Here is a 20,442-nt window from a genome sequence, read left to right as displayed (position 1 = left end):
GTGGCCCCCGGCGGGGGGCGCCCCGCGGGCGGCCCCCACACCTAAGCCACTCCCCGCGCGGGGGGGCCCCCGCCCCCCCCCCGACACTACCGGTTACTTCAGGTTGCCCAGCATCCAGTCCACGGTGGCGTGGATCTGTTCCTCGGTCAGCGCCGGGTTGCCGCCCTTGGGCGGCATGATGCCGCCATCCGGACCGGTATAGCCCTCGATGGCGTGCTTGTAGAGAGTGTCCTTGCCCTGTGCGATGCGCTTGTCCCAGTGCGAATGGTCCAGCGTCGGCGCCATGCCCACGCCGGTGGTGTGGCAGGCGGTGCACAGGTTGTCGAAGATGACCTTGCCGTCCTTGGTGCCGCCGTAGGCCACCTGCGAGGCGGCCTTGGCCAGCGCGGCGGCCTTGGCCGCAGCCTGCGCGGCGGCGCCGGTGCTGCCGGCATAGACCGCGCCGGTGGGCGAGATGCGCTGTTCGGTGCGCTTGGCCGCGGTCGGCGACACCTCGGGCGGAATCCGGGTGTGGATGTAAGCGGCAAGGAGGATGAGGCCGAGGGTGATGGTCGCCAGCAGCGCGATCACCATGGAGAAGCGTTTCAGGAACTCCAGATCGTAATTCCGCACTCTTCGTTACCCCTGGCTGATAGTCGTTGGACCACGGCTGAGCGACTGCGTGATGGACCGAGTATAGAACGCGCTTTGCGTGCGACAACAGGCGTCACTGCTGGTGCGGCGCAGCATTCGGACCCGGTAGTGCCGGCCGCTGCCCGGCATCGCCAGCCCGCCGGATGGATCGTGCTGAAGCCGGCCAGCGACCGGCTCTACCGGATTACCGGGCGCCGATCGCGCGCAGGCAGAAGCTGCAGATCGCATCCACCAGTGCGTCTTCGTCGCGGTGTGCTTCGCGGCTGGGCGCGGTCGGGCCGACCATCGCCTCGGTGAAGGCGCCGACGAGGCAGGCGGCGGCCACATGCGCGTCCTGCGCCGGCAGCTCACCGGCGGCCACGCCCTCCTCCACCAGCCGCAGGAACACGTCGCCGAAGGCACGACGACCACGCATGCGCTCGGCTTCCACGTCCGGGTCGACCGGTTCGACGATGAAGGCATGCGCCAGCCCCGGCCCGGCCAGGGCGCGGCGGACGAAGGCGGTGATCGCCAACCGCAGGCGCTCGCTGGCCACCTCCGGGCCGCTGGCGATGCGCTCCATGATCGCGACCTCGTGGGCCACCGCGGCGTTGAGCACCTCCACGAACAGCTCGGCCTTGGACGGGAAGTGCCGGTAGATCAGGCCGGTGGACACCCCCGCCTGGGTCGCCACGGCGGTCACCGGGGCATTGCGCCAGCCCCCGGTGGCGACCAGCTCACGGGTGGCCAGCAGGATCCGTTCACGGGCCCCGGCCAGGCGTTCTTCCATCAGTGCAGAGCGTTTGTAGGCCATGTTTTGATTCTAGTTTCAATTTTTGAATTTGTATTCACTTCTTACCCGAACCCCGCTACGCTGGGGTCCAATCGCCCGTGCGGGCAGCGGTCCTGCAGACCGCCGCCCGCTCCCCCGCCGGGTGCGTCCATTTCCTGCCATCCCGCCGTGGAGCCACCACAATGCACGTGCCATCCCTGAACTTCGATCTTGGCGAAGACATCGACCTGCTGCGCCAGAGCGTGGCCCATTTTGCCGCCGCCGAGGTCGCACCGCTGGCCGCCGAGGCCGATGCCAGCAACCAGTTCCCGCTGGCCCTGTGGCCGAAGCTGGGCGAGCAGGGCCTGCTCGGCCTCACCGTGGAAGAAGAATACGGCGGCACCGGCATGGGTTACCTGGCCCATGTGGTGGCGATGGAAGAAATCTCGCGTGCTTCCGGCGGCATCGGCCTGTCCTATGGCGCGCACTCCAACCTGTGCGTGAACCAGCTGCGCAAGAACGGCAACGAAGAACAGAAGCAGCGCTTCCTGCCCGGCCTGTGCAACGGCAGCCTGGTCGGCGCGCTGGCGATGAGCGAGCCGGGTGCCGGTTCGGACGTGGTGTCGATGAAGCTGCGCGCCGACAAGCGCGGTGACCGCTACGTGCTCAACGGCAACAAGATGTGGATCACCAACGGCCCGGACGCCGACGTGCTGGTGGTCTATGCCAAGACCGACATGGAAGCGGGTGCCAAGGGCATCACCGCGTTCCTGGTCGAGAAGGGCATGGAGGGCTTCTCCACCGCGCAGAAGCTGGACAAGCTGGGCATGCGCTCCTCGCCCACCTGCGAGCTGGTGTTCCAGGACTGCGAGATTCCCGAAGAAAACGTGCTGGGCCAGGTCGGTGGTGGCGTGCGCGTGTTGATGTCCGGCCTGGATTACGAGCGCGTGGTCCTTTCTGGTGGCCCGCTGGGCCTGATGGCCGCGGCCATGGACGTGGTGATGCCGTACGTGCATGAGCGCCACCAGTTCGGCGAACCGATCGGCAGCTTCCAGCTGATCCAGGCCAAGATCGCCGACATGTACGTGGGCCTGGGCGCGTGCCGCGCCTACGTCTATGCCGTCGCGCGCGCCTGCGACCAGGGCCGCACCACCCGCCAGGATGCCGCCGGTGCCATTCTGTACGCCGCCGAGAAGGCCACCTGGCTGACCGGCCAGGCGATCCAGATCCTGGGCGGCAACGGCTACATCAACGAGTATCCGACCGGCCGCTTGTGGCGCGACGCCAAGCTGTATGAAATCGGCGCCGGCACCTCGGAGATCCGCCGCATGCTGATCGGCCGCGAACTGTTCCAGCGCACCCTGTAAGGCCAACGCGATGACCGTCCTGAACAGCCAGCTGCAACCGGGCAGCGAAACGTTTGAAAGCAACCGTGCCGCCATGCAGGCCGTGGTCGACGACCTGCATGCCACCCTCGCCCGCACCGCGCTGGGCGGCAGCGAAGCCGCGCGCGCCAAGCACACCGCACGCGGCAAGCTGCTGGTGCGCGACCGCATCGACGCCCTGCTCGATCCCGGCAGCGCCTTCCTGGAAATCGCGCCGCTGGCCGCGCACGGCATGTACGAAGACGCCGTGCCCGCCGCGGGCGTGGTGGCCGGCATCGGCCGCGTCAGCGGCGTGGAATGCGTGATCGTGGCCAACGACGCCACGGTGAAGGGCGGCACCTACTACCCGATGACGGTGAAGAAGCACCTGCGCGCGCAGGAGATCGCCGAGCAGAACCACCTGCCCTGCATCTACCTGGTCGATTCCGGTGGCGCCTTCCTGCCGCTGCAGGACGAGGTGTTCCCCGACCGCGATCATTTCGGCCGCATCTTCTACAACCAAGCCAACCTGTCCGCGCAGGGCATCCCGCAGATTGCCTGCGTGATGGGTAGCTGCACCGCCGGCGGCGCCTATGTGCCGGCGATGAGCGATGAGACGGTGATCGTGCGCGAGCAGGGCACGATCTTCCTCGGCGGCCCACCGCTGGTGAAGGCGGCCACCGGTGAAGTGGTGACGGCCGAGGAACTGGGCGGTGCCGACGTGCACACGCGCATTTCCGGCGTGGCCGACCACATGGCCGACAACGACCTGCAGGCGCTGGCACGGGTGCGCGCGATCATCGCGCAGTTGAACTGGCGCAAGCCGGAACCGGCGATGGCGGTGCAGGCCAACGAGGAACCACTGCTGCCGGCACACGAACTGTACGGGGTGATCCCGGCCGACACGCGCAAGCCCTACGACGTGCGCGAGGTCATCGCGCGCCTGGTCGATGGCTCGCGCTTCGATGAGTTCAAGCCGCGCTACGGCGCAACGCTGGTGACCGGCTTTGCGCATCTGAACGGCTACCCGATCGGCATCATCGCCAACAACGGCATCCTGTTCTCCGAGTCGGCACTGAAGGGCGCGCACTTCATCGAGCTGTGCACCCAGCGCAACATCCCGCTGGTGTTCCTGCAGAACATTACCGGCTTCATGGTCGGCCGCAAGTACGAACAGGGCGGCATCGCCAAGGACGGCGCCAAGCTGGTGATGGCCGTGGCCTGCGCCAAGGTGCCCAAGTTCACCGTGGTCATCGGTGGTTCGTTCGGTGCCGGCAACTACGGCATGTGCGGCCGCGCATACTCGCCGAACTTCCTGTGGATGTGGCCGAACGCGCGCATCGGCGTGATGGGCGGCGAACAGGCCGCCAGCGTGCTGGCCACGGTCAAGCGCGATGGCATCGAAGCCAAGGGCGGCCAGTGGCCGGCAGTGGAGGAAGATGCATTCAAGGCACCTATCCGCGACCAGTTCGAGCAGCAGGGCCATCCGTACTACGCCAGCGCGCGCCTGTGGGATGACGGCGTGATCGATCCGGCCGACACCCGCCGGGTGCTGGCCCTGGCGCTGTCGGCCAGCCTCAACGCCGCCCCGCAGCAGACGCGCTTCGGCGTGTTCCGCATGTAACCCGTGCCATGACCGAGCCTGTTGCCATGTTCACCAAAGTCCTGATCGCCAACCGCGGCGAGATCGCCTGCCGCGTCATCGCCACCTGCCGTCGCCTCGGCATCGCCACCGTGGCGGTGTATTCCGATGCGGACCGCAACGCGCGCCATGTGCGCCTGGCCGACGAAGCCATCCACATTGGTCCGGCCGCCGCACGTGAGAGCTACCTGCGCGGTGATGCCCTGCTCGATGCCGCACGCCGGACCGGCGCGCAGGCGATCCACCCCGGTTATGGCTTCCTGTCCGAGAATGCCGACTTCGCCGACGCCTGCGCCGCCGCCGGCATCACCTTCATCGGCCCACCGGCCAGCGCCATCCGCGCGATGGGTGACAAGAGCGCGGCCAAGGCACTGATGGCCAAGGCCGGTGTGCCGCTGACCCCCGGCTATCACGGCGACCAGCAGGCGCCGGACTTCCTGCGCGCACAGGCCGACGGCATCGGCTACCCGGTGCTGATCAAGGCCAGCGCCGGCGGCGGTGGCAAGGGCATGCGCAAGGTCGAGCGCAGCGAGGACTTCGTCGATGCGCTGGCCAGCTGCCAGCGCGAGGCGGCCTCGGCGTTCGGCAACGACCATGTGCTGGTCGAGAAGTACGTCGAGCGCCCGCGCCATATCGAGATCCAGGTGTTCGGCGACAGCCACGGTGAGGCGGTCTATCTGTTCGAGCGCGACTGCTCGGTGCAGCGCCGCCACCAGAAGGTGCTGGAAGAGGCGCCGGCGCCGGGCATGAGCGCAGAACGTCGTGCTGCAATGGGCAAGGCGGCAGTCGATGCCGCGCGCGCGGTGGGCTACGTCGGTGCCGGCACGGTGGAGTTCATCGCCGGCCCGGACGGCGATTTCTACTTCATGGAAATGAACACCCGCCTGCAGGTCGAGCACCCGGTCACCGAGTACATCACCGGCACCGACCTGGTGGAGTGGCAGCTGCGCGTGGCTTCGGGCCAACCGTTGCCGTTGCGCCAGGAACAGCTGGCCATCCACGGCCACGCAATCGAAGCGCGGCTGTACGCCGAGGATGCCGATCGTGGCTTCCTGCCCTCCACCGGCACCCTGCGCCGCCTGCGCCTGCCGACGCCGTCGGCCAACGTGCGGGTGGATACCGGCGTGGAGGAAGGCGACAGCATCACCCCGTACTACGACCCGATGATCGCCAAGCTGATCGTCTGGGACGTGGACCGCGTTGCCGCGCTGCGCCGCATGAGCCAGGCACTGGCCGACTGCCAGGTGGTGGGCGTGACCACCAATGCCGGCTTCCTGCGCCGCCTGGTGAACACGGATTCGTTCGCGCACGCCAAGCTGGACACCGCGCTGATCGAACGCGAGCAGGTCGCATTGAGTGCGGTGGGCGACAGCGACGACGCGCTGTGGCTGCTGGCCGCGGTGGCCGCGGTGGCGAGCACCGCGCACGCCGGCAGCGACGCGCGCGATCCGCATTCGCCGTGGCAGGCCCAGGACGGCTGGCGCCTTGGCGCATCGGCATCGCGCGTGCTGCCGCTGCAGCAGGGTGAACGCAAGCACACGCTGAAGGTGTGGGCGCAGGCCGATGGTTGGCGCGTGCAGTGCGACGACGCGGCACCGGTGCAGGTGATCGGCACGGTCGATGTGCAGGGCCTGGCGGTGCAGCTGGGCGAACGCCGCTGGTCGCTGCAGCTGCTGCGCGACGGTGACCAGCTGTACCTGTTCGGCGCCGATGGCCAGCACCGCTTCACCCTGCACGATCCGGTGGGCGAATCGGACCACGCCGTGGCCGATGCCGGCAGCCTGCTGGCGCCGATGCCGGGCAGGATCGTCGCGACACTGGTCGCGGCCGGCACCGAGGTCAAGCGCGGCACGCCGCTGGTGGTGCTGGAAGCGATGAAGATGGAGCACACCCTGCAGGCACCGGCAGACGGCACGGTGAAGGGCTACCGCGCCAAGGCCGGCGACCAGGTGGGTGACGGTGCGGTGCTGGTGGACTTCGAAGCGGCGTGAACGATGACGCGCCGGGCCCTAGCGCCCGGCTGCATCGGCATTCCCTGCGCGTGGGTCCGCCCGCGGCCACACGTGGCCATCCGGGTCCAGCTCCGCGGTGATCTTTGTGCCACTGCGCCAGCCCAGCCCGCAGATCGCCAACGCACCTTCGGCCAGCGGCTGCAGGCCAAGCGCACGCCCGGCCTCGGATTCATTGATGGCCGCTGTAACAAAAGCGCCCAGGCCCAGTGCGGTGGCCGACGCATACAGTGCCTGTGAAACATGGCCTGCATCCAGCGTGACAGCGCGGTAGGCCTTGGCATGGTTCCGATACTTCCAGAAGTTGCGCTCGAAGCGGCACACCAGCACCAGCAGCACGTGTGCATCGGCGAACCAATGCTGCCCGGCCAGCAAGCGCTGGCACAGCGACTCCAGGTCCTGTGGCTGTGCCGGCAGCCGGCCCAGCTCGTGCGCCACCGCATGGTAGTGATACAGCCCCGGGGCCATTCCCTCCACGTTGCGTACCAGCAAGTAGGCCTCCAGCGGATGCAGGCTGCCGGCTGAAGGCACGTTCTTCTTCAGGAACCGCACACCTGGATCGGTTTCCACCCCGGCCTGTGCCATCAGCACCTGCTGCAGCACGCGCGCCAGCAGTGGCAACGGCAGCGCACGCGCGCTATCGAAGTTGCGGCAGGTAGCCCGTGCCTGCAGCTGCGACTGCATCGGATCATCCTCGTAGCACGGCAGTGCCTGCGCGCCATGTATACGCGGAGGTGCCTCGGGTGGCGGACTGCCGTAGCTGCGCACCAGATCGCGTGCGGTCACCAGCTGGTGCTGCTCCATGTCCTGCACGCTGTCCACCTCGTCCCAGCACGACTGCTGGTAGTGCAGCGCCGACAGCGGCCACCAGTGGCTGTCGCGCAGGCGCTGCTCGGCAGCGCAGGCCTTGGCGTGGGCCGGATCATCGCTGACCAGCAGGCCCTGCTGCAGCAATGACAGCACCCGACCGCGCGCGTCCGCTGCTTCCGGCAACGGCTGCCACTGTTCGGCACTGCAGGCCAGCAACCAGGCACAGCTTTCCGCGTCGATCACCTGCACCGACGGCAGGTGCGCCGCACGCACCTGCAGGACCGGCTGCAGCTGCACGCCGGTACCACCAGCCAGTAGTTCCTGCAGGTTGAAGGACGGGCGTTCGACCGGCTCGACGAACAAGGTCCGGCAACGACGGAATCTCATCGCAATGGCATCCGAGGGCTGTTCGGGGCGCCGATCATAGCGTGGCGGGTGCACGTACCCATCAACTTCGCGGCGCCACCGCCGATAATTCCATTTTCCCATTCTGCCGGTGCTGATCCCATGTCTGCTTCCCCCCTTTCCGCCGACGTTGTCCAGCAGCTGCTGGAGCGCCTGGCCAGCGATGATGCCTTCCGGTCCGAGTTTGCCAAGGATCCCGGCCTGGCCCTGCTCGCACTAGGTGCGGACGAAGACACCGTGCGTGCCTGCCGTGCATCACTGGCGTCCCTGGGCAGCAAGATGGAGTTCGCCCAGGCCGCGTCACGCATGCGGACTCTGCTTGGGACACGCGCCGCCTTCAATGTGCCGTTCCTGTTCGAGGATGGCTTGCCTGGTCTCCAGCAGGAGTAACGATCAGGGTGCCGCTGCGTCCGGGCTGCTGTGAGAGGCCACGGGACTCTCCATCAATGCCAGCCGCTGCACGTCGTTCACGTTCAACGGCAGCAGTGCGTAGTCGCCGATGTTCTCTGCAAAGGCCAGGCCGGCATGGTGTTGAAGCCAGCGCAGCTGACGCTGCGCTGCATCGTGCTGACCCTGGGATCGCAGCAGATCCAACTGCAGCACGCGCCACTGGAACAAACTTGCCTGGCGCTGCTGCGCCAACAACTGCTGTGCACGCAGCGTTTCTCCAGCGTCCAGGGCCATGCGTGCCTGCAGCAGGTTCCACAGTTCGCGCAGGCGGGGATCGTCGTCGCGTTCGGGCAGCGCCTGCAGCGCGTCCCTTCGCTGCATGACCACCGTTGCCTGGCCGGCGCGCAGCGCATGGTAGGCAGCGGCAAGAGCGATGAATGCGTTGCGCCGTGCCGATGCAGGCTGGCCACGATCGATCGCCGCGAGCGCGCGATCGAGCACCTGCTGGTACTCCTGCCCCGGCACGGAAACGCCTTGCCGTGCACGCCAGGCCAGCGCCTGCAAAGCGAGGATGTCACACATCCCACCTGCGCTGGGGCACTGCGACGCAGCCTGCTGCATGTCGCCCGCAGCTTCAGCGCTGCGACCCTGCATGGTCAGCACGGCAGCCCGCTCCATGCGTGTCCCGGGGCCCAGTGGCCCCATCGCGGTGAACCCGGCGTTGGCCGCTTCGAAGTCGCCAGCCAATGCGGCAATCACCGGCTCCATGCCATCGCCGTTCCAACCCGGGTGCAGCCGCGCACCGCGCAGGGCTGCTTCCGCTGCGGAGGCTTCGCCACGGGCCAATTGGATGCGTGCAACAAACGCCAGCACCAATGCACGGCGCGAATGCTGGCGTCCCAGCAGCGGCTGCGTCGCGGCCAGTGCGCCATCGTAGTCACCCTGCGCGAACTGCACCATCGAGTAGTTCATCCAGCCGGCCGGGTCGTCCGGGTACAACTCGGTCAGCATGCGCCATTTGTCAGCGATGCGTGCAGGCGGTGCCCCTTCGAAATCGGCCGCCCAGGCATCGAGATAGAGCTGGTCGCGCGCGGTCAGGTGCGTACGTTGGCTGACCGCCTTGCGGTACAGCGCCGCGGCCTGCTCCAGATTGCCCTTTGCGTGCTGGATGTTCATCTGCCCGACGTAGGCGAAGGCAAAGGCAGGATCCAGTCGGGTCGCCTGCTCGAAGAACATCAACGCATCGTCATAGCGCGCGGCAGCCGTTGCATCGACGCCCTTGGCATAGGCATGCAGTGCGTCCAGATTGGCGGTAGCCACGGTTGGCAGCGGCCGCTGGTCTGCGCCGACGTCACGAAGCGCTTCGCCAAGGTCGGTACGCAGCGCCGCAACCACGTGATCGGTCGAGGCGAGGATCGAATCCAGCCCGCGACCGTCGGCAAAACGCGTGTAAACGGTCTGTCCGCTACGCGGATCCACGACTTCGACACTGACCCGTACTTTGCCATTGAGCTCCAGCACACTGGGGATCAGTACCGCACGAACTCCGTCACGCAGCGCGACCTCGATGGCCAGCCTGCGGTCCAGCCGCGCCTGCGGCGGCCGCTGCATCAGCTGCAGGGTGTCACGCACCTTCAGCTCGCTGAGGATGTTGACGAAACGCGACTGCCCCAGGCTGATGTACAGCGCCTGCTCCAGGCTGCTGTCCAACTGGGGATAAGCCGTGGCGTTGTGCACCGCCGCCACGATCACCCAGTCGCGTTCGGCGAAGGCGATGGCCGGTGCCGGCCGAAACAGCGTCCACAGCACTCCGCATAGCGCCAGCATGAGTGCCGCCTCGGTCACCAGCGCCGCTGGGCGACGCCACAGCGGCAGATCCCGCCACGCTTTTTCACCCGAGCGCGGGCGACGTAGCGGGGCGCTGCCACGCAATCCCACTTCGAATACTTCCTGGCGTTCGCCGATGCCCTTGAAGCGCCAGCAGCCGTGATCCTTCCAGCGCAGCTCGTCAGCCGCCCAGGGCAGTTCGCTGGCTGCCCGACGTGCCATCTGTTCGGCGGCCGCGGACAGCAGGACCTGTCCAGGCCACGCCAGCTGCATCAGGCGCGCAGCCATGGGCTTGGCCAGGCCTTCCACCTCCACCGGTTTTGCGCCGTGGGCAACGGCCTCGGCACTGTTGTTCCACAGCAGCACGTCACCCACGTGCAGGCCGGCGCGTGCACGCAGAACAACGCCACGTTCGCGCCCCAGTGCATCAACGGCGTTCTGGTAGGAAAGAGCAAAGCCGATGCCATCGATGGGACGTTCGAACAGGATGAACAATCCGTCAGACCGATCGATCAGCTGGCCGTTCCAGCGCTGCTGCAGGCCAAGCACCAGGCGGTCATGCTGCTGGAACAGCTCAGCGGCGGCAATGTCACCGATCCGCTCGACCAGCTGCAGCGAATCGCACAGATCGGTGAACAGCAGAGTCCGCACCTGCGAACTCTGCATCGGGAGAAAATCCGGAATGCCGTCCATTGCCACCTCTGCTGCTCATTGTCCGCTTTCGGAGTCGCCGCCCCAGCGCAGGCAGTTGCCACCATCGCGCTTGGCCTGGTACAGCGCGCGGTCCGCGTTGGCGTACCACTCGCTCCAGCCCGCCTCCGGCGCCAGCAGGCTGGCACCGATGCTGACCAGGCTGACGTGCGGCGTGCCATGACTGCGTTCGAGCAGGCCATGCACCGCGCTGAGGATGAACTCGGCCGCGTGCTGCACGATCTCATGGTTGCCACGGCGCAGGATCAGGCAGAACTCATCGCCGCCGAGGCGGCAGGCCAGGTCCTGTTCGCCGGCCATCGAGCGCAGGATGTTGCCCATGCTCTGCAGTACACGGTCGCCGGCCTGGTGGCCGTGGCGATCATTGATCTGCTTGAAGCGGTCGCAGTCGATCAGCAGCAGTGCCTGCGGAAACCCTTCGCCATCGGCGCGGCATTCCTGCAGGTACAGGGTGAGGCCACGACGGTTGTGCAGCCCGGTCAGTTCATCGGTACGCACCAGTTCACGGGTGTGGGTCAACTGGTGGGTGGTGATGTACAGGTTGTCCAGCGCGGTTTCCAGATCGTGGTTGCGCCGGCGCAGCTGGCTGATCAGCGCCTGCTCGTTGGTCAGCACGCGCATGATCGTACGGCGCAGGAAGTAGGCGACCAGGCCGGGATCGGATTCCACCAGGCGATGGAAGTCGGCCGGGCCCAGCTCCAGTACTTCACAGTCGGCCAGCGCGCGTGCACTGGCGCTGCGCAGGTGATCGCCGACCAGCAGGCCAAGCTCACCGAAGAACTCATGCTGGCCGAGCGTCTTGATCACCAGGTCCTCGCCGAAGTCCAGTTCTATCTGGCCTTGGAGGATCACATACATCCGTTCGCCGCGATGGCCACGCTGGAACAACCACTGTCCGGCATGAAGCTTGCATAGACGGGCATATCTGGCGAACAATGCGACCTCGGCAGCGGACAGCAGCGCGTGCACGATCTCGGCCATCGCCACCCGGGCGATACCTGACGTCACATCACTGTTCTCGGCCGCACCCCTGCCGGTCATTCCCTGCACCCGCCGCCAGCGTCCCCTGGTGAGCCGCGGAGCATAGCACCGCTTTAAAGTGTGCGCCCTATCTCATTTTGACCCGTCTGCCGATCTTGATTGATGTGAAGATCGGTGGTGGCCCGTTCTGGTCACAGGTGTCCGGGCAAAACCCCTGCTGGATCAATCCGATGCTGGGTTTCACAGGCTTTCGGCCAAGTTGCCGGCACGCGGGGGTGCGCCTGATTGACGCTGGCTGCGCGCTGCTCCCTTGCATCGATACAACAACGCCGGCAGGTCCCCCGACCGGCCGGCGTTGTCTGGCCCTTCCCTGGCCACCCTGATCGGATTCCGAAGCTTCGTGCGCCCCGGCCGCGGGCCGCCTCCCGGGGGGGGCCCGGCGGCTCCGGGGGTGCCCGCCCCGCGGCCGGCACTACCGCATCACGCCGCGCGTTCGCTGCGCCCGCCGTGGAACTGCTCTTCCTCGGTGGAGCCGGTCAGCGCAGTGGTCGACGACTGGCCCTGCTGGATCGCCTGGGTCACGGCATCGAAGTAGCCGGTGCCGACCTCGCGCTGGTGCTTGACCGCGGTGAAGCCGCGCTCTGCCGCCTCGAACTCGGCTTCCTGCAACTCGACGAACGCGCTCATCTGGCGGCGCGCGTAGCCGTGGGCCAGATTGAACATGCCGTAGTTCAGCGCATGGAAGCCGGCCAGGGTGATGAACTGGAACTTGTAGCCGTAGCTGCCCAGCTCCTTCTGGAACTTGGCGATCGTGGCGTCGTCCAGGTTCTTCTTCCAGTTGAAGCTGGGCGAGCAGTTGTAGGCCAGCAGCTTGCCCGGGAACTTGGCATGGATCGCCTCGGCGAACTTGCGTGCGAACTCCAGGTCCGGCTTGCCGGTCTCGCACCACACCAGGTCGGCGTAGGGCGCATAGGCCAGGCCACGGCTGATCGCCTGGTTCAGGCCGTTGCGGGTCTTGTAGAAGCCTTCCACCGTGCGCTCGCCGGTGGCGAACGGCTTGTCATTGCCATCGATGTCGCTGGTCAGCAGATCCGCGGCTTCGGCATCGGTACGTGCCACCAGCAGGGTCGGCACGCCCAGCACGTCGGCGGCCAGCCGCGCAGCGTTGAGCTTCTCGATCGCCTCGCGGGTCGGCACCAGCACCTTGCCGCCCATGTGGCCGCACTTCTTCACCGAGGCCAGCTGGTCTTCGAAATGCACGCCGGCGGCACCGGCCTCGATCATCGCCTTCATCAGTTCGAACGCATTGAGCACGCCGCCGAAACCGGCTTCCGCATCGGCCACGATCGGCTGCAGGAAATCGATGTCGTCCTTGCCTTCGGCGTGATGCAGCTGGTCGGCGCGCAGCAGCGTGTTGTTGATGCGCTTGACCACCGCCGGCACCGAATCGGCCGGGTACAGTGACTGGTCCGGGTACATCTGCCCGGCCAGGTTGGCGTCGGCCGCCACCTGCCAGCCGGACAGGTAGATCGCCTTCAGGCCGGCCTTGACCTGCTGCATGGCCTGGTTGCCGGTCAGCGCACCCAGCGCGTTGACGAACTCGCGCTCATGCAGCGACGCCCACAGCTTCTCTGCGCCCAGGCGGGCCAGCGAATGCTCGATGTGGACGGTGCCGCGCAGGCGCACCACGTCGGCGGCGCTGTAGTTGCGCTGGATGCCTTCCCAACGCGGGTTGGTATCCCAGTCGTGCTGGATCTGTTCGGCAGTGGGCAGCTTGCTCATGTCTTTCTCCAGTTCGGTTCGTGCGTGCAGCGGGGAGGGAAACGGCGGGATTGCGGGCAGTCGGTCAGTCGATGCGCGCGTAGGCCGGCAGGGTCAGGAAATCGGTGAGCTCTTCGCTGCGGCTCAGTTCGCCGAGCAGGGCGATGGCCTCGCCGATGCGTGTGCCACCGGGCAGCGCGGCGGTATCGCCCAGCCGTGCCGGCAGCTGCGACAGGGTGGAATCCAGCAGCGCCAGGTCGATCGCAGTGCCATCGTCCAGCTGCTGGCCCGGCGTATGCAGCCACTGCCACAGCTGGCTGCGGCTGATCTCGGCGGTGGCCGCGTCCTCCATCAGATGGTGGATCGGCACGCAGCCGTTGCCATCCAGCCACGCCGCCAGATAGCGCACGCAGACTTCCACGTTGCCCTCAAAGCCGGCACGGGTGATGGTGCCCGGCGGCCGCGCGATCAGTTCGTCGCGGCCAACACGCACATCCTGGCGCAGCACGCTGTGCTGGTTTGCACCGGGCATGTGTTCGTCGAAGATCGCCATCGCCACCGGAATCAGCGCCGGGTGTGCCACCCAGGTACCGTCGTGGCCGGCAGAGACCTCGCGCAGCTTGTCGGCGCGCACACGGGCCATCGCCTGCTCGTTGGCGGCGGCATCGTTGTTGATCGGAATCTGCGCGGCCATGCCGCCCATCGCATGCGCACCACGGCGATGGCAGGTCTGGATCAGCAGCTCCGAATACGCCTTCAGGAACGGCTGGGTCATGGTCACCTGGCCGCGTTCGGGCAGCACGCGGTCGGCATGGCGGCGGAAGGTCTTCAGGTACGAGAAGATGTAATCCCAGCGCCCGCAGTTCAGGCCGACGATGCGGTCACGCAGCGCGTGCAGGATCTCGTCCATCTCGAACACCGCCGGCAGCGTTTCGATCAGCACGGTCACCTTGATCTGGCCGTGCGGCAGGCCGAGCATGCCTTCGATGTGCGACAGCGCGGTCTCCCACAGCGCCGCCTCTTCCATGCTCTGCAGCTTGGGCAGGTAGAAGTACGGGCCGCGATCCTTGGCCTGCAGGGTGCGGGCGTTGTGGAAGGCGAACACCGCCGCATCGAACAGGCCACCAGCGATGAACTGGCCATCGATGCGCACGTGCTTCTCGTCCAGGTGCCAGCCGCGCGGGCGTACGATCAGCACCGCCTGTTCGTCGAACGGGCGCAAGGTGTAGTGCTTGCCGGCCTTCCCGTTGGATGCCGGTGCGGTGTACTCGAGATCGCCACGCACCGCGGCGGCCAGCGACTGCTGCCCGGCCAGCAGGTTGCGCCAGGTCGGCGAGGTCGAATCCTCGAAGTCGGCCATGAACACCTTGGCGCCGGAGTTCAGCGCGTTGATGACCATCTTCGGGTCGGTCGGGCCGGTGATCTCGACGCGGCGGTCCTGCAGCGCGGCCGGCAGCGGGGCAACACGCCAGTCGCCGCTGCGGATCGCGGTGGTGTCTTCGCGGAAGTCCGGCAGGCCGCCCTGGTCGAAGAACGCCTGACGCTCCCGACGGGCCTGCAGCCGTGCCTGCCGGCCCGGTTCCACCGCGCGGTGCAGCGACACCAGCAGGGCCAGCAGCGGCGCCGGCAGCAGGGTGTCCTGGCCGGCCACGCGGGTCGCCAGGGCGATACCGGGGGTGGCCTTGGCGGCGGGGGTGGGAACAGCGGAAGCGACGGCAGACATGGGGCGACTCCAGCGGTGGGGGAACGTCTCCACGGTGCCGCCGGGATCGAGTATTTGGCAAAACAGTTTTTGCAATGCTCTACATAAATTGTGCTAATACTTGTGACGCCATGACCACGCGCCCTTCGCCAAGTCCTCGTTTTTCCTACAAATCCGACCGGTTGAAACCGCTGCGCGCGTTCTGCCAGACCGTGCGCCTGGGCTCGGTCTCACGGGCGGCTGAGGCGCTTTTCGTCAGCCAGCCGGCCATCAGCCTGCAGTTGCAGGCCTTGGAGCGAGAGCTGGGGGTGCCGTTGTTCGAGCGCAGCGGGCGCCGCCTGGTGCCCAGCCGCGAGGGCCAGCTGCTGTACGAGATGGCACAGCCACTGGTAGAGAGCCTGGACGGGCTGGAGGCGCGCTTCCGCGACAAGGTGCGCGGCCTGGACGCGGGCGAGCTGAACATCGCCGCCAACAGCTCGACCATCCTGTACTTGCTGCCGAAGATCGTCGAACGCTTCCGCCTGCACCATCCCGACGTGCGCCTGACCCTGCACAACGCGATCAGTGCCGACGGCACCGACCTGCTACGCGAGGACGCGGCCGACCTGGCGATCGGTTCGATGACAGACGTGCCGGCCGACCTCAGCTACGCCCCGGCCTACCGCTTCGAGCAGGTGCTGATCGCGCCGCACGACCATCCGCTGGCCAGTGGCGGCGAGCTGGAGCTGGCCGACATCGCGCGCTATCCGCTGGTGCTGCCGCCGAAGCGGCAGATCACCTACCGCCTGGTGGACCAGGTGTTCCAGCGCCACCGCATCGCCTACACCGTGGCATTGGAAGTGGGTGGCTGGGAGGTGATCAAGCAGTACGTGGCGATGGGCATGGGCATTTCCATCGTGCCGGCGCTGTGCCTGAACGAGGCTGACCGCGAGCGGTTGGCGGCGCGGTCGATGAAACGCTGGTTCCCGGAACGCAGTTACGGGGTGATCGTGCGGCGTGGCAAGGCGTTGTCGGCGCAGGCGCGGGCGTTCATCGAGCTGATCCAGCCGGAGTTGTTCAGCCCGCGCGATTACGACCAGAGCGGGCATTCCGAGCGGTGAGGGGTGTTCGGCAGGGCTGCGCCCTGCACCTGCCGAAGCAACGGCAACTGCAACGTCAAAAGCCGGACTTCCGTGAGATGGCGGGGTCGGATCCCGTTGCTGCGCAACGGGCTCTGACCCCATTTCCGGCTGGCGATGAATAAACTGGCCCCATGTCCATCGAACTCCGCCATCTGCGTTACTTCCTTGCCGTTGCCGATACGCTGCACTTCGGACAGGCGGCGGAGCGGCTGGGCATGTCGCAGCCGCCGCTCAGCCAGCAGATCCGCCAGCTGGAAGACCTGATTGGTGCGCGCCTGTTCGTGCGCAGCCATCGCCGCGTGCAGCTCACTGCCGCAGGTGAGCTGCTGCAGGAACGTGCACGCGCCATCGTGCTGCAGGTCGAGTCTGCGGTGGACGAGGTGCAGCGCGCGCAGCGCGGCGAGCAGGGTGAGCTGCGTATCGGGCTGACCCGCGCCACGCCGCTGTCACCGCAGATTCCGCGTTCAATCCTGCGCTACCGCCAGCAGTACCCGCAGGTGCGGCTGCAGCTGAGCGAGATGAACACGCTGCAGCAGATCGATGCGCTGCTCGACGGCAGCCTGGACGTGGGCATCATCCGCAAGCGCGCGCTGCCACCAGAACTGGTGGCGCACAGCCTGTTCGTCGACCCGCTGGCGCTGATCGTGCATGCCGACCACCCTGCCCTGCGCAGGCTGTCGAAGCAGGGCACGCTGTCGCTGCGCGATTTCGCGCAGGGGCCGTTCGTGGCATTCCGCCGCAGCGCCGGTGCGGGCATCCATGACCACATGATCGCGTTGTGCGCGGCCGCCGGGTTCACTCCGCGCATCGTGCAGGAAGCCGGTGAGGCATCGACATTGATCAGTCTTGCGGCTGCCGGTCTGGGTGCGGCAATCCTGCCGTCGTCGTGCGACCACATCCGGGTGGAAGGCGCGCGCTTCGTAGCGCTGGCCGATGCCGGTGCGCATTCGGAAGTGCAGCTGGCCTGGCGCCGCGAGGGTGTGACGCCGCTTATCCGCAACTTCGCCGGGCTGTTGCGTGAGGCGTTCGCCGAAGGGTGAGGGGAACCCACCCGGTAGCGGCCAACCTTGGTTGGCCCACGGCCACAGCGCCGACCAAGGTCGGCATCTACCAGAGCGCGGGGCGTTCGCCGAAGGGTGAGATGCAACCCACCCGGTAGCGGCCAACCTTGGTTGGCCCACGGCCACGGCGCCGACCAAGGTCGGCATCTACCAGAGCAGGATCACGCCGTCACCGGCTGCGGGGCGCGCTGCTGCAGCGCCCAGACAATGCCACCGCCGATCAGGGTCAGCACGGCGGCGAACAGGCACACGCCCAGCCAGTCCCACGCTGCATAGGCCAGGCCACCCATACCACCGAGCACGCTCGAACCCAGGTAGTAGGCGAACAGGTACAGCGCCGAGGCTTCGGCGCGCATCGCACCGGCGCGGCTGCCGACCCAGCTGCTGGCCACGGAGTGACCGCCGAAGAAGCCGAACGTCACCAGCGCGATACCGAGTGCCATCGTGCTCAGCCACGGCATCGCCAACAGCACGATGCCGGCACCAATCAGTGCGAACGAGATCGACAGGATGCGCCCGCGCCCGTAACGCGTCGCCTGCTGGCCCATCCACGCTGAACTGAAGGTGCCCACCAGGTACACGCTGAAGATCAGCCCGACCACGGTCTGGCTGAGGTGGTACGGCGGCGCCAGCAGGTGATACCCGAGGTAGTTGTAGAGGGTGACGAACACGCCCATCAGCACGAACGAGGTGGCGAACAGCCACGGCAGGCCCGGGTCGGCGAACAGCGTGCGCCAGCGTGATGGCAACTGGCGCAGGCCGCCGCGACGTGCATGGAAGTGCCGCGACGGTGGCAGCTGCAGCCACAACAGCACGGTACTGGCGATGGCGATGATCGAAACCACGCCGATGCCCCATCGCCAGCCCCAATGGTCGGCGATGATGCCGGCCAGCAGGCGCCCGCTCATGCCACCGATGGCGTTGCCGCCGATGTACAGGCCCATCGCCAGGCCCAGCGCGCGGCTGTCCATTTCCTCGACAAGGTAGGTCATCGCCACTGCCGGCACGCCGCTCAACGCCAGGCCGAGCAGGGTGCGCAGCACCAGCAGCGTGGTCCAGTCATCCACCAGCGCCGTGCACAGCGACAGCGTGGCCGAGGCCAGCAGCGCGGCGATCATCATCGGGCGACGGCCAACCGCGTCGGAGAGCAGGCCGGCCAGCAGCATCGCCACCGCCAGCGTGCCGGTGGTCAACGACAGCGACATCGCGCTGCCGGCGGCGGACACGCCGAAATGACGGCTGAACTCCGGCAGCAGCGGCTGCACCGTGTAGAGCAGGCCGAAGGTGGAGAAACCGGCCAGGAACAACGCGAGCGCGGTGCGGCGGAAGGCCGGTGTGCCCTGCTGGATGCGGGTCTCGGCGATGGAATCGACGGTGGAGGGGCGGCCTTCAACGGCCACCACGGTTTCGCCAGTCATGGGATCGATGGGCCGGTGGGGCGGCCAAGCGTGGGAGGGAACGGGCCTCAGACTAGGCCCGTCGATCCAGTCGATCCATAACCTGATAGGTCAGGATTGATACACTAAAAGTATCAATTCAGCTTACAGGCGCTGCCATTCGAAGCCGGCACCCCGGCGGTAGTACACCGCCACGGCGCGGCCGTAGAGCTTGTCGGCGTCAACGAAGCCGAAGAAGCGACCGTCGAAGCTGTTGCCGCGGTGGTCACCCAGCACCAGCACCTTGCCGGCCGGTACCACCAGGTCGGCAATGTCCGGACCGCCGCCCATGTCCAGGTCGAGGCGGGCACGGCGCTCGCCGAAGGCTTCCACGTCCTGCAGGTCGGCGATCTGCAGCGGCTGGCCGTTGATGCTCAGATGGCCCTCGCGCATCTGCACATGGTCACCGGCCACCGCCGCCACGCGCTTGATCAGGCGGGTGCCGTCGGCCGGTGAATCGAACACCGCCACTTCACCGCGCTGCGGAACGCCGGTCGACATCAGTTCCTTGCCGGTGAACGGCAGGCGCAGGCCATAGGCGCGCATGTCCACCACCACCCGGTCGCCGGGCTGCAGGGTCGGCTGCATCGAGCCGCTGGGCACCACGTAGTGGTTGGCGAGGGTATCGCGGGCGGCGGCGAGCAGGCCGAGCATCACCAGCAGCGGCAATGCTTCCTTCTTCAGCCAGGCCAGCGCGCGTTCGGAAAAGGGAGGGCGGGCAACAGCATCCATGACAGGCTCCGGGTAGGTGATAGCGGTATCAGACCACACGCAGGCGCCGCAGGTTCCCGGTAGCGCCGGACACGAGTTACGCAGGTTTTACGCCCCGGCCCGGCCGCGGGCATCGCACCTTTACGGGCAGCACGCGCATCGTGTGCCCACCGCGCCAAAGGGCGCATTCCGCAAGGTGTTGTATGACCCTCCTGGTGATCCGCCACGCGTCTTCGTCGGCGCCGCGCCCGCAGCTGCCGGCGCAGCTGGCCGGCCATCGCGTGCTGTGCAGCGACTGCGCCAGCCTGTCCGAGGTACGCCAGTGCCTGTGCCAGCCGCAGGCGCGCTCGGCCGACTGGGTACTGCTGGATGTCGGCGCCGCCGACGAGGCGCAATGGCAGGCCGAAGGTGGCGCGCTGCAGGCGGCGCTGGAACGGCTGCCGGCGCAGTACATCGAGCTGCAGGCCCCCAGCGAACCCGGCCTGGATGCACGCCTGCGCCTGCAGCACGGCCCCGCCGCCGTGGTGGTCGACCAGCGCAGCCAGCAGGCCGGTTACCCGTTGTCGCTGGCCATTGTCGGCCGCCGCCTGGCACAGGAGGGCTGAGCCATGTCGATCTTCATCATCCGTGGCCCGGAAGCGGCCGGTGCCCTGATCCGCACCGCGATGCCGCTGCCGGCACCGGTCCTGAAGTCACTGGTGCATCGCGCGATCGACGCCGGTACCAGCGTGGCGATCCGTGCCTGTGGTTCGGAACAGGAACTGCTGGACGCGCTGCGCGTGGCTGACCACAGCCGCGGCGAGGTGACCCTGCTTGACCCGGGTGCGTGTGCCAACAGCCTGCGCCTGCAGCGGCTACTGCCCTATCTGCACAACGCCTATGTGGAAGTGCATGACGACGGCGCAGTGGCCGAGCCGTGCCTGCCGGCCGGCGTCGGCCAGCGCCTGGGCATCGCTGCTGGGTATGGCGCGCAGAGCTATGTGCTGGCGCTGGATATCGCGCTGGATCACCTGGGCCTGGCCGAGCAGGCGAACCGGGTGCATGTGGGGACGTAAGCCGCTTGTGTAGAGTCGAGCTTGCTCGACTGGCTTTTCGTGGAAAGACCGTCGAGCAAGCTCGACGCTACA

General features: G+C 67.4%; 17 protein-coding genes. 8 read left to right on the top strand and 9 right to left on the bottom strand.

Annotation, left to right across the window (positions count from 1 at the left end):
* Positions 1-93: 93 nt before the first annotated feature.
* Together V3B64_RS18735 and V3B64_RS18730 are read right to left on the bottom strand one after the other, a co-directional pair.
* Complete coding sequence (locus tag V3B64_RS18735; RefSeq protein WP_005407662.1) at positions 94-612, bottom strand: c-type cytochrome; 519 nt, start codon at positions 610-612, stop codon at positions 94-96.
* 205 nt (positions 613-817) lie between these two features.
* A complete protein-coding gene (locus V3B64_RS18730; protein WP_005407661.1) occupies positions 818-1,426 on the bottom strand; it encodes a TetR/AcrR family transcriptional regulator in 609 nt (202 codons plus the stop codon).
* 161 nt (positions 1,427-1,587) lie between these two features.
* Here V3B64_RS18730 and V3B64_RS18725 point away from each other — a divergent pair, with 161 nt between their 5' ends.
* From V3B64_RS18725 to V3B64_RS18715, 3 genes are read left to right on the top strand one after another with little or no spacing between them, the layout of a single operon-like run.
* Positions 1,588-2,751, top strand: coding sequence for an isovaleryl-CoA dehydrogenase (locus tag V3B64_RS18725; RefSeq protein WP_032128216.1), 1,164 nt, complete (start codon positions 1,588-1,590; stop codon positions 2,749-2,751).
* A gap of 10 nt (positions 2,752-2,761) precedes the next feature.
* A complete protein-coding gene (locus tag V3B64_RS18720) occupies positions 2,762-4,372 on the top strand; it encodes a carboxyl transferase domain-containing protein (protein WP_049400582.1) in 1,611 nt (536 codons plus the stop codon).
* A gap of 26 nt (positions 4,373-4,398) precedes the next feature.
* Complete coding sequence (locus V3B64_RS18715; RefSeq protein WP_329914684.1) at positions 4,399-6,381, top strand: acetyl/propionyl/methylcrotonyl-CoA carboxylase subunit alpha; 1,983 nt, start codon at positions 4,399-4,401, stop codon at positions 6,379-6,381.
* Positions 6,382-6,399: 18 nt separating this feature from the next.
* Here V3B64_RS18715 and V3B64_RS18710 read toward each other — a convergent pair whose 3' ends face one another.
* The gene (locus V3B64_RS18710) at positions 6,400-7,596 is read right to left on the bottom strand and encodes a putative peptide maturation dehydrogenase (protein WP_329914683.1); all 1,197 of its coding nucleotides are present in this window, start codon (positions 7,594-7,596) and stop codon (positions 6,400-6,402) included.
* A 120-nt stretch (positions 7,597-7,716) separates the two neighbouring features.
* Here V3B64_RS18710 and V3B64_RS18705 point away from each other — a divergent pair, with 120 nt between their 5' ends.
* Positions 7,717-8,004: an NHLP-related RiPP peptide gene (locus V3B64_RS18705; protein ID WP_049462810.1), complete on the top strand. Its 288-nt coding sequence runs from the start codon at positions 7,717-7,719 to the stop codon at positions 8,002-8,004.
* 3 nt (positions 8,005-8,007) lie between these two features.
* On the opposite strand, the gene V3B64_RS18700 is transcribed toward V3B64_RS18705, so the two are convergent.
* From V3B64_RS18700 to aceB, 4 genes are all read right to left on the bottom strand, one after another.
* Positions 8,008-10,497, bottom strand: coding sequence for a putative peptide modification system cyclase (locus V3B64_RS18700; RefSeq protein WP_183080156.1), 2,490 nt, complete (start codon positions 10,495-10,497; stop codon positions 8,008-8,010).
* Between the two features lie 42 nt (positions 10,498-10,539).
* Positions 10,540-11,583 carry a GGDEF domain-containing protein gene (locus V3B64_RS18695; RefSeq protein WP_329914682.1) on the bottom strand — a complete coding sequence of 348 codons (1,044 nt, stop codon included), beginning with the start codon at positions 11,581-11,583 and terminating at the stop codon, positions 10,540-10,542.
* A 420-nt stretch (positions 11,584-12,003) separates the two neighbouring features.
* Entirely contained in the window at positions 12,004-13,305 is a 1,302-nt protein-coding gene (aceA, locus tag V3B64_RS18690; protein WP_285303216.1) for an isocitrate lyase, read from the bottom strand.
* Positions 13,306-13,369: 64 nt separating this feature from the next.
* Positions 13,370-15,007 (bottom strand): malate synthase A, encoded by a 1,638-nt coding sequence (gene aceB, locus V3B64_RS18685; RefSeq protein WP_121503028.1) that lies wholly within the window; start codon positions 15,005-15,007, stop codon positions 13,370-13,372.
* Between the two features lie 110 nt (positions 15,008-15,117).
* Between aceB and V3B64_RS18680 the strand changes: the two genes are divergently transcribed.
* Together V3B64_RS18680 and V3B64_RS18675 are read left to right on the top strand one after the other, a co-directional pair.
* Positions 15,118-16,086 carry a LysR family transcriptional regulator gene (locus V3B64_RS18680; protein WP_121503027.1) on the top strand — a complete coding sequence of 323 codons (969 nt, stop codon included), beginning with the start codon at positions 15,118-15,120 and terminating at the stop codon, positions 16,084-16,086.
* A gap of 152 nt (positions 16,087-16,238) precedes the next feature.
* A complete protein-coding gene (locus V3B64_RS18675) occupies positions 16,239-17,147 on the top strand; it encodes a LysR family transcriptional regulator (protein ID WP_329914681.1) in 909 nt (302 codons plus the stop codon).
* Positions 17,148-17,329: 182 nt separating this feature from the next.
* Here the strand turns inward: V3B64_RS18675 and V3B64_RS18670 are convergent, their stop codons facing one another.
* Positions 17,330-18,586, bottom strand: a complete 1,257-nt coding sequence (locus V3B64_RS18670) for an MFS transporter (RefSeq protein ID WP_329914680.1) — start codon at positions 18,584-18,586, stop codon at positions 17,330-17,332.
* Positions 18,587-18,709: 123 nt separating this feature from the next.
* Positions 18,710-19,336: a signal peptidase I gene (gene lepB, locus V3B64_RS18665; RefSeq protein WP_329914679.1), complete on the bottom strand. Its 627-nt coding sequence runs from the start codon at positions 19,334-19,336 to the stop codon at positions 18,710-18,712.
* 182 nt (positions 19,337-19,518) lie between these two features.
* Here lepB and V3B64_RS18660 point away from each other — a divergent pair, with 182 nt between their 5' ends.
* Positions 19,519-19,920, top strand: a complete 402-nt coding sequence (locus V3B64_RS18660) for a hypothetical protein (protein WP_019661885.1) — start codon at positions 19,519-19,521, stop codon at positions 19,918-19,920.
* Between the two features lie 3 nt (positions 19,921-19,923).
* A complete protein-coding gene (locus V3B64_RS18655) occupies positions 19,924-20,370 on the top strand; it encodes a 3-dehydroquinate dehydratase (protein WP_004153636.1) in 447 nt (148 codons plus the stop codon).
* Positions 20,371-20,442 lie beyond the last annotated feature (72 nt).

Origin of the sequence: Stenotrophomonas sp. SMYL86 (assembly GCF_036320025.1) — a bacterium.
Taxonomy (GTDB): Bacteria; Pseudomonadota; Gammaproteobacteria; order Xanthomonadales; family Xanthomonadaceae; genus Stenotrophomonas; species Stenotrophomonas maltophilia_A.
This window is presented reverse-complemented; position numbering and strand designations above follow the sequence as displayed.

Coding starts and splice junctions, on each gene's coding strand:
- V3B64_RS18730 (WP_005407661.1), bottom strand. CDS start 1,426: ATGGCCTACAAACGCTCTGCACTGATGGAAGAACGCCTGGCCGGGGCC.
- V3B64_RS18725 (WP_032128216.1), top strand. CDS start 1,588: ATGCACGTGCCATCCCTGAACTTCGATCTTGGCGAAGACATCGACCTG.
- V3B64_RS18720 (WP_049400582.1), top strand. CDS start 2,762: ATGACCGTCCTGAACAGCCAGCTGCAACCGGGCAGCGAAACGTTTGAA.
- V3B64_RS18715 (WP_329914684.1), top strand. CDS start 4,399: ATGTTCACCAAAGTCCTGATCGCCAACCGCGGCGAGATCGCCTGCCGC.
- V3B64_RS18710 (WP_329914683.1), bottom strand. CDS start 7,596: ATGAGATTCCGTCGTTGCCGGACCTTGTTCGTCGAGCCGGTCGAACGC.
- V3B64_RS18705 (WP_049462810.1), top strand. CDS start 7,717: ATGTCTGCTTCCCCCCTTTCCGCCGACGTTGTCCAGCAGCTGCTGGAG.
- V3B64_RS18700 (WP_183080156.1), bottom strand. CDS start 10,497: ATGCAGAGTTCGCAGGTGCGGACTCTGCTGTTCACCGATCTGTGCGAT.
- V3B64_RS18695 (WP_329914682.1), bottom strand. CDS start 11,583: ATGACCGGCAGGGGTGCGGCCGAGAACAGTGATGTGACGTCAGGTATC.
- aceA (WP_285303216.1), bottom strand. CDS start 13,305: ATGAGCAAGCTGCCCACTGCCGAACAGATCCAGCACGACTGGGATACC.
- aceB (WP_121503028.1), bottom strand. CDS start 15,007: ATGTCTGCCGTCGCTTCCGCTGTTCCCACCCCCGCCGCCAAGGCCACC.
- V3B64_RS18680 (WP_121503027.1), top strand. CDS start 15,118: ATGACCACGCGCCCTTCGCCAAGTCCTCGTTTTTCCTACAAATCCGAC.
- V3B64_RS18675 (WP_329914681.1), top strand. CDS start 16,239: ATGTCCATCGAACTCCGCCATCTGCGTTACTTCCTTGCCGTTGCCGAT.
- V3B64_RS18670 (WP_329914680.1), bottom strand. CDS start 18,586: ATGACTGGCGAAACCGTGGTGGCCGTTGAAGGCCGCCCCTCCACCGTC.
- lepB (WP_329914679.1), bottom strand. CDS start 19,336: ATGGATGCTGTTGCCCGCCCTCCCTTTTCCGAACGCGCGCTGGCCTGG.
- V3B64_RS18660 (WP_019661885.1), top strand. CDS start 19,519: ATGACCCTCCTGGTGATCCGCCACGCGTCTTCGTCGGCGCCGCGCCCG.
- V3B64_RS18655 (WP_004153636.1), top strand. CDS start 19,924: ATGTCGATCTTCATCATCCGTGGCCCGGAAGCGGCCGGTGCCCTGATC.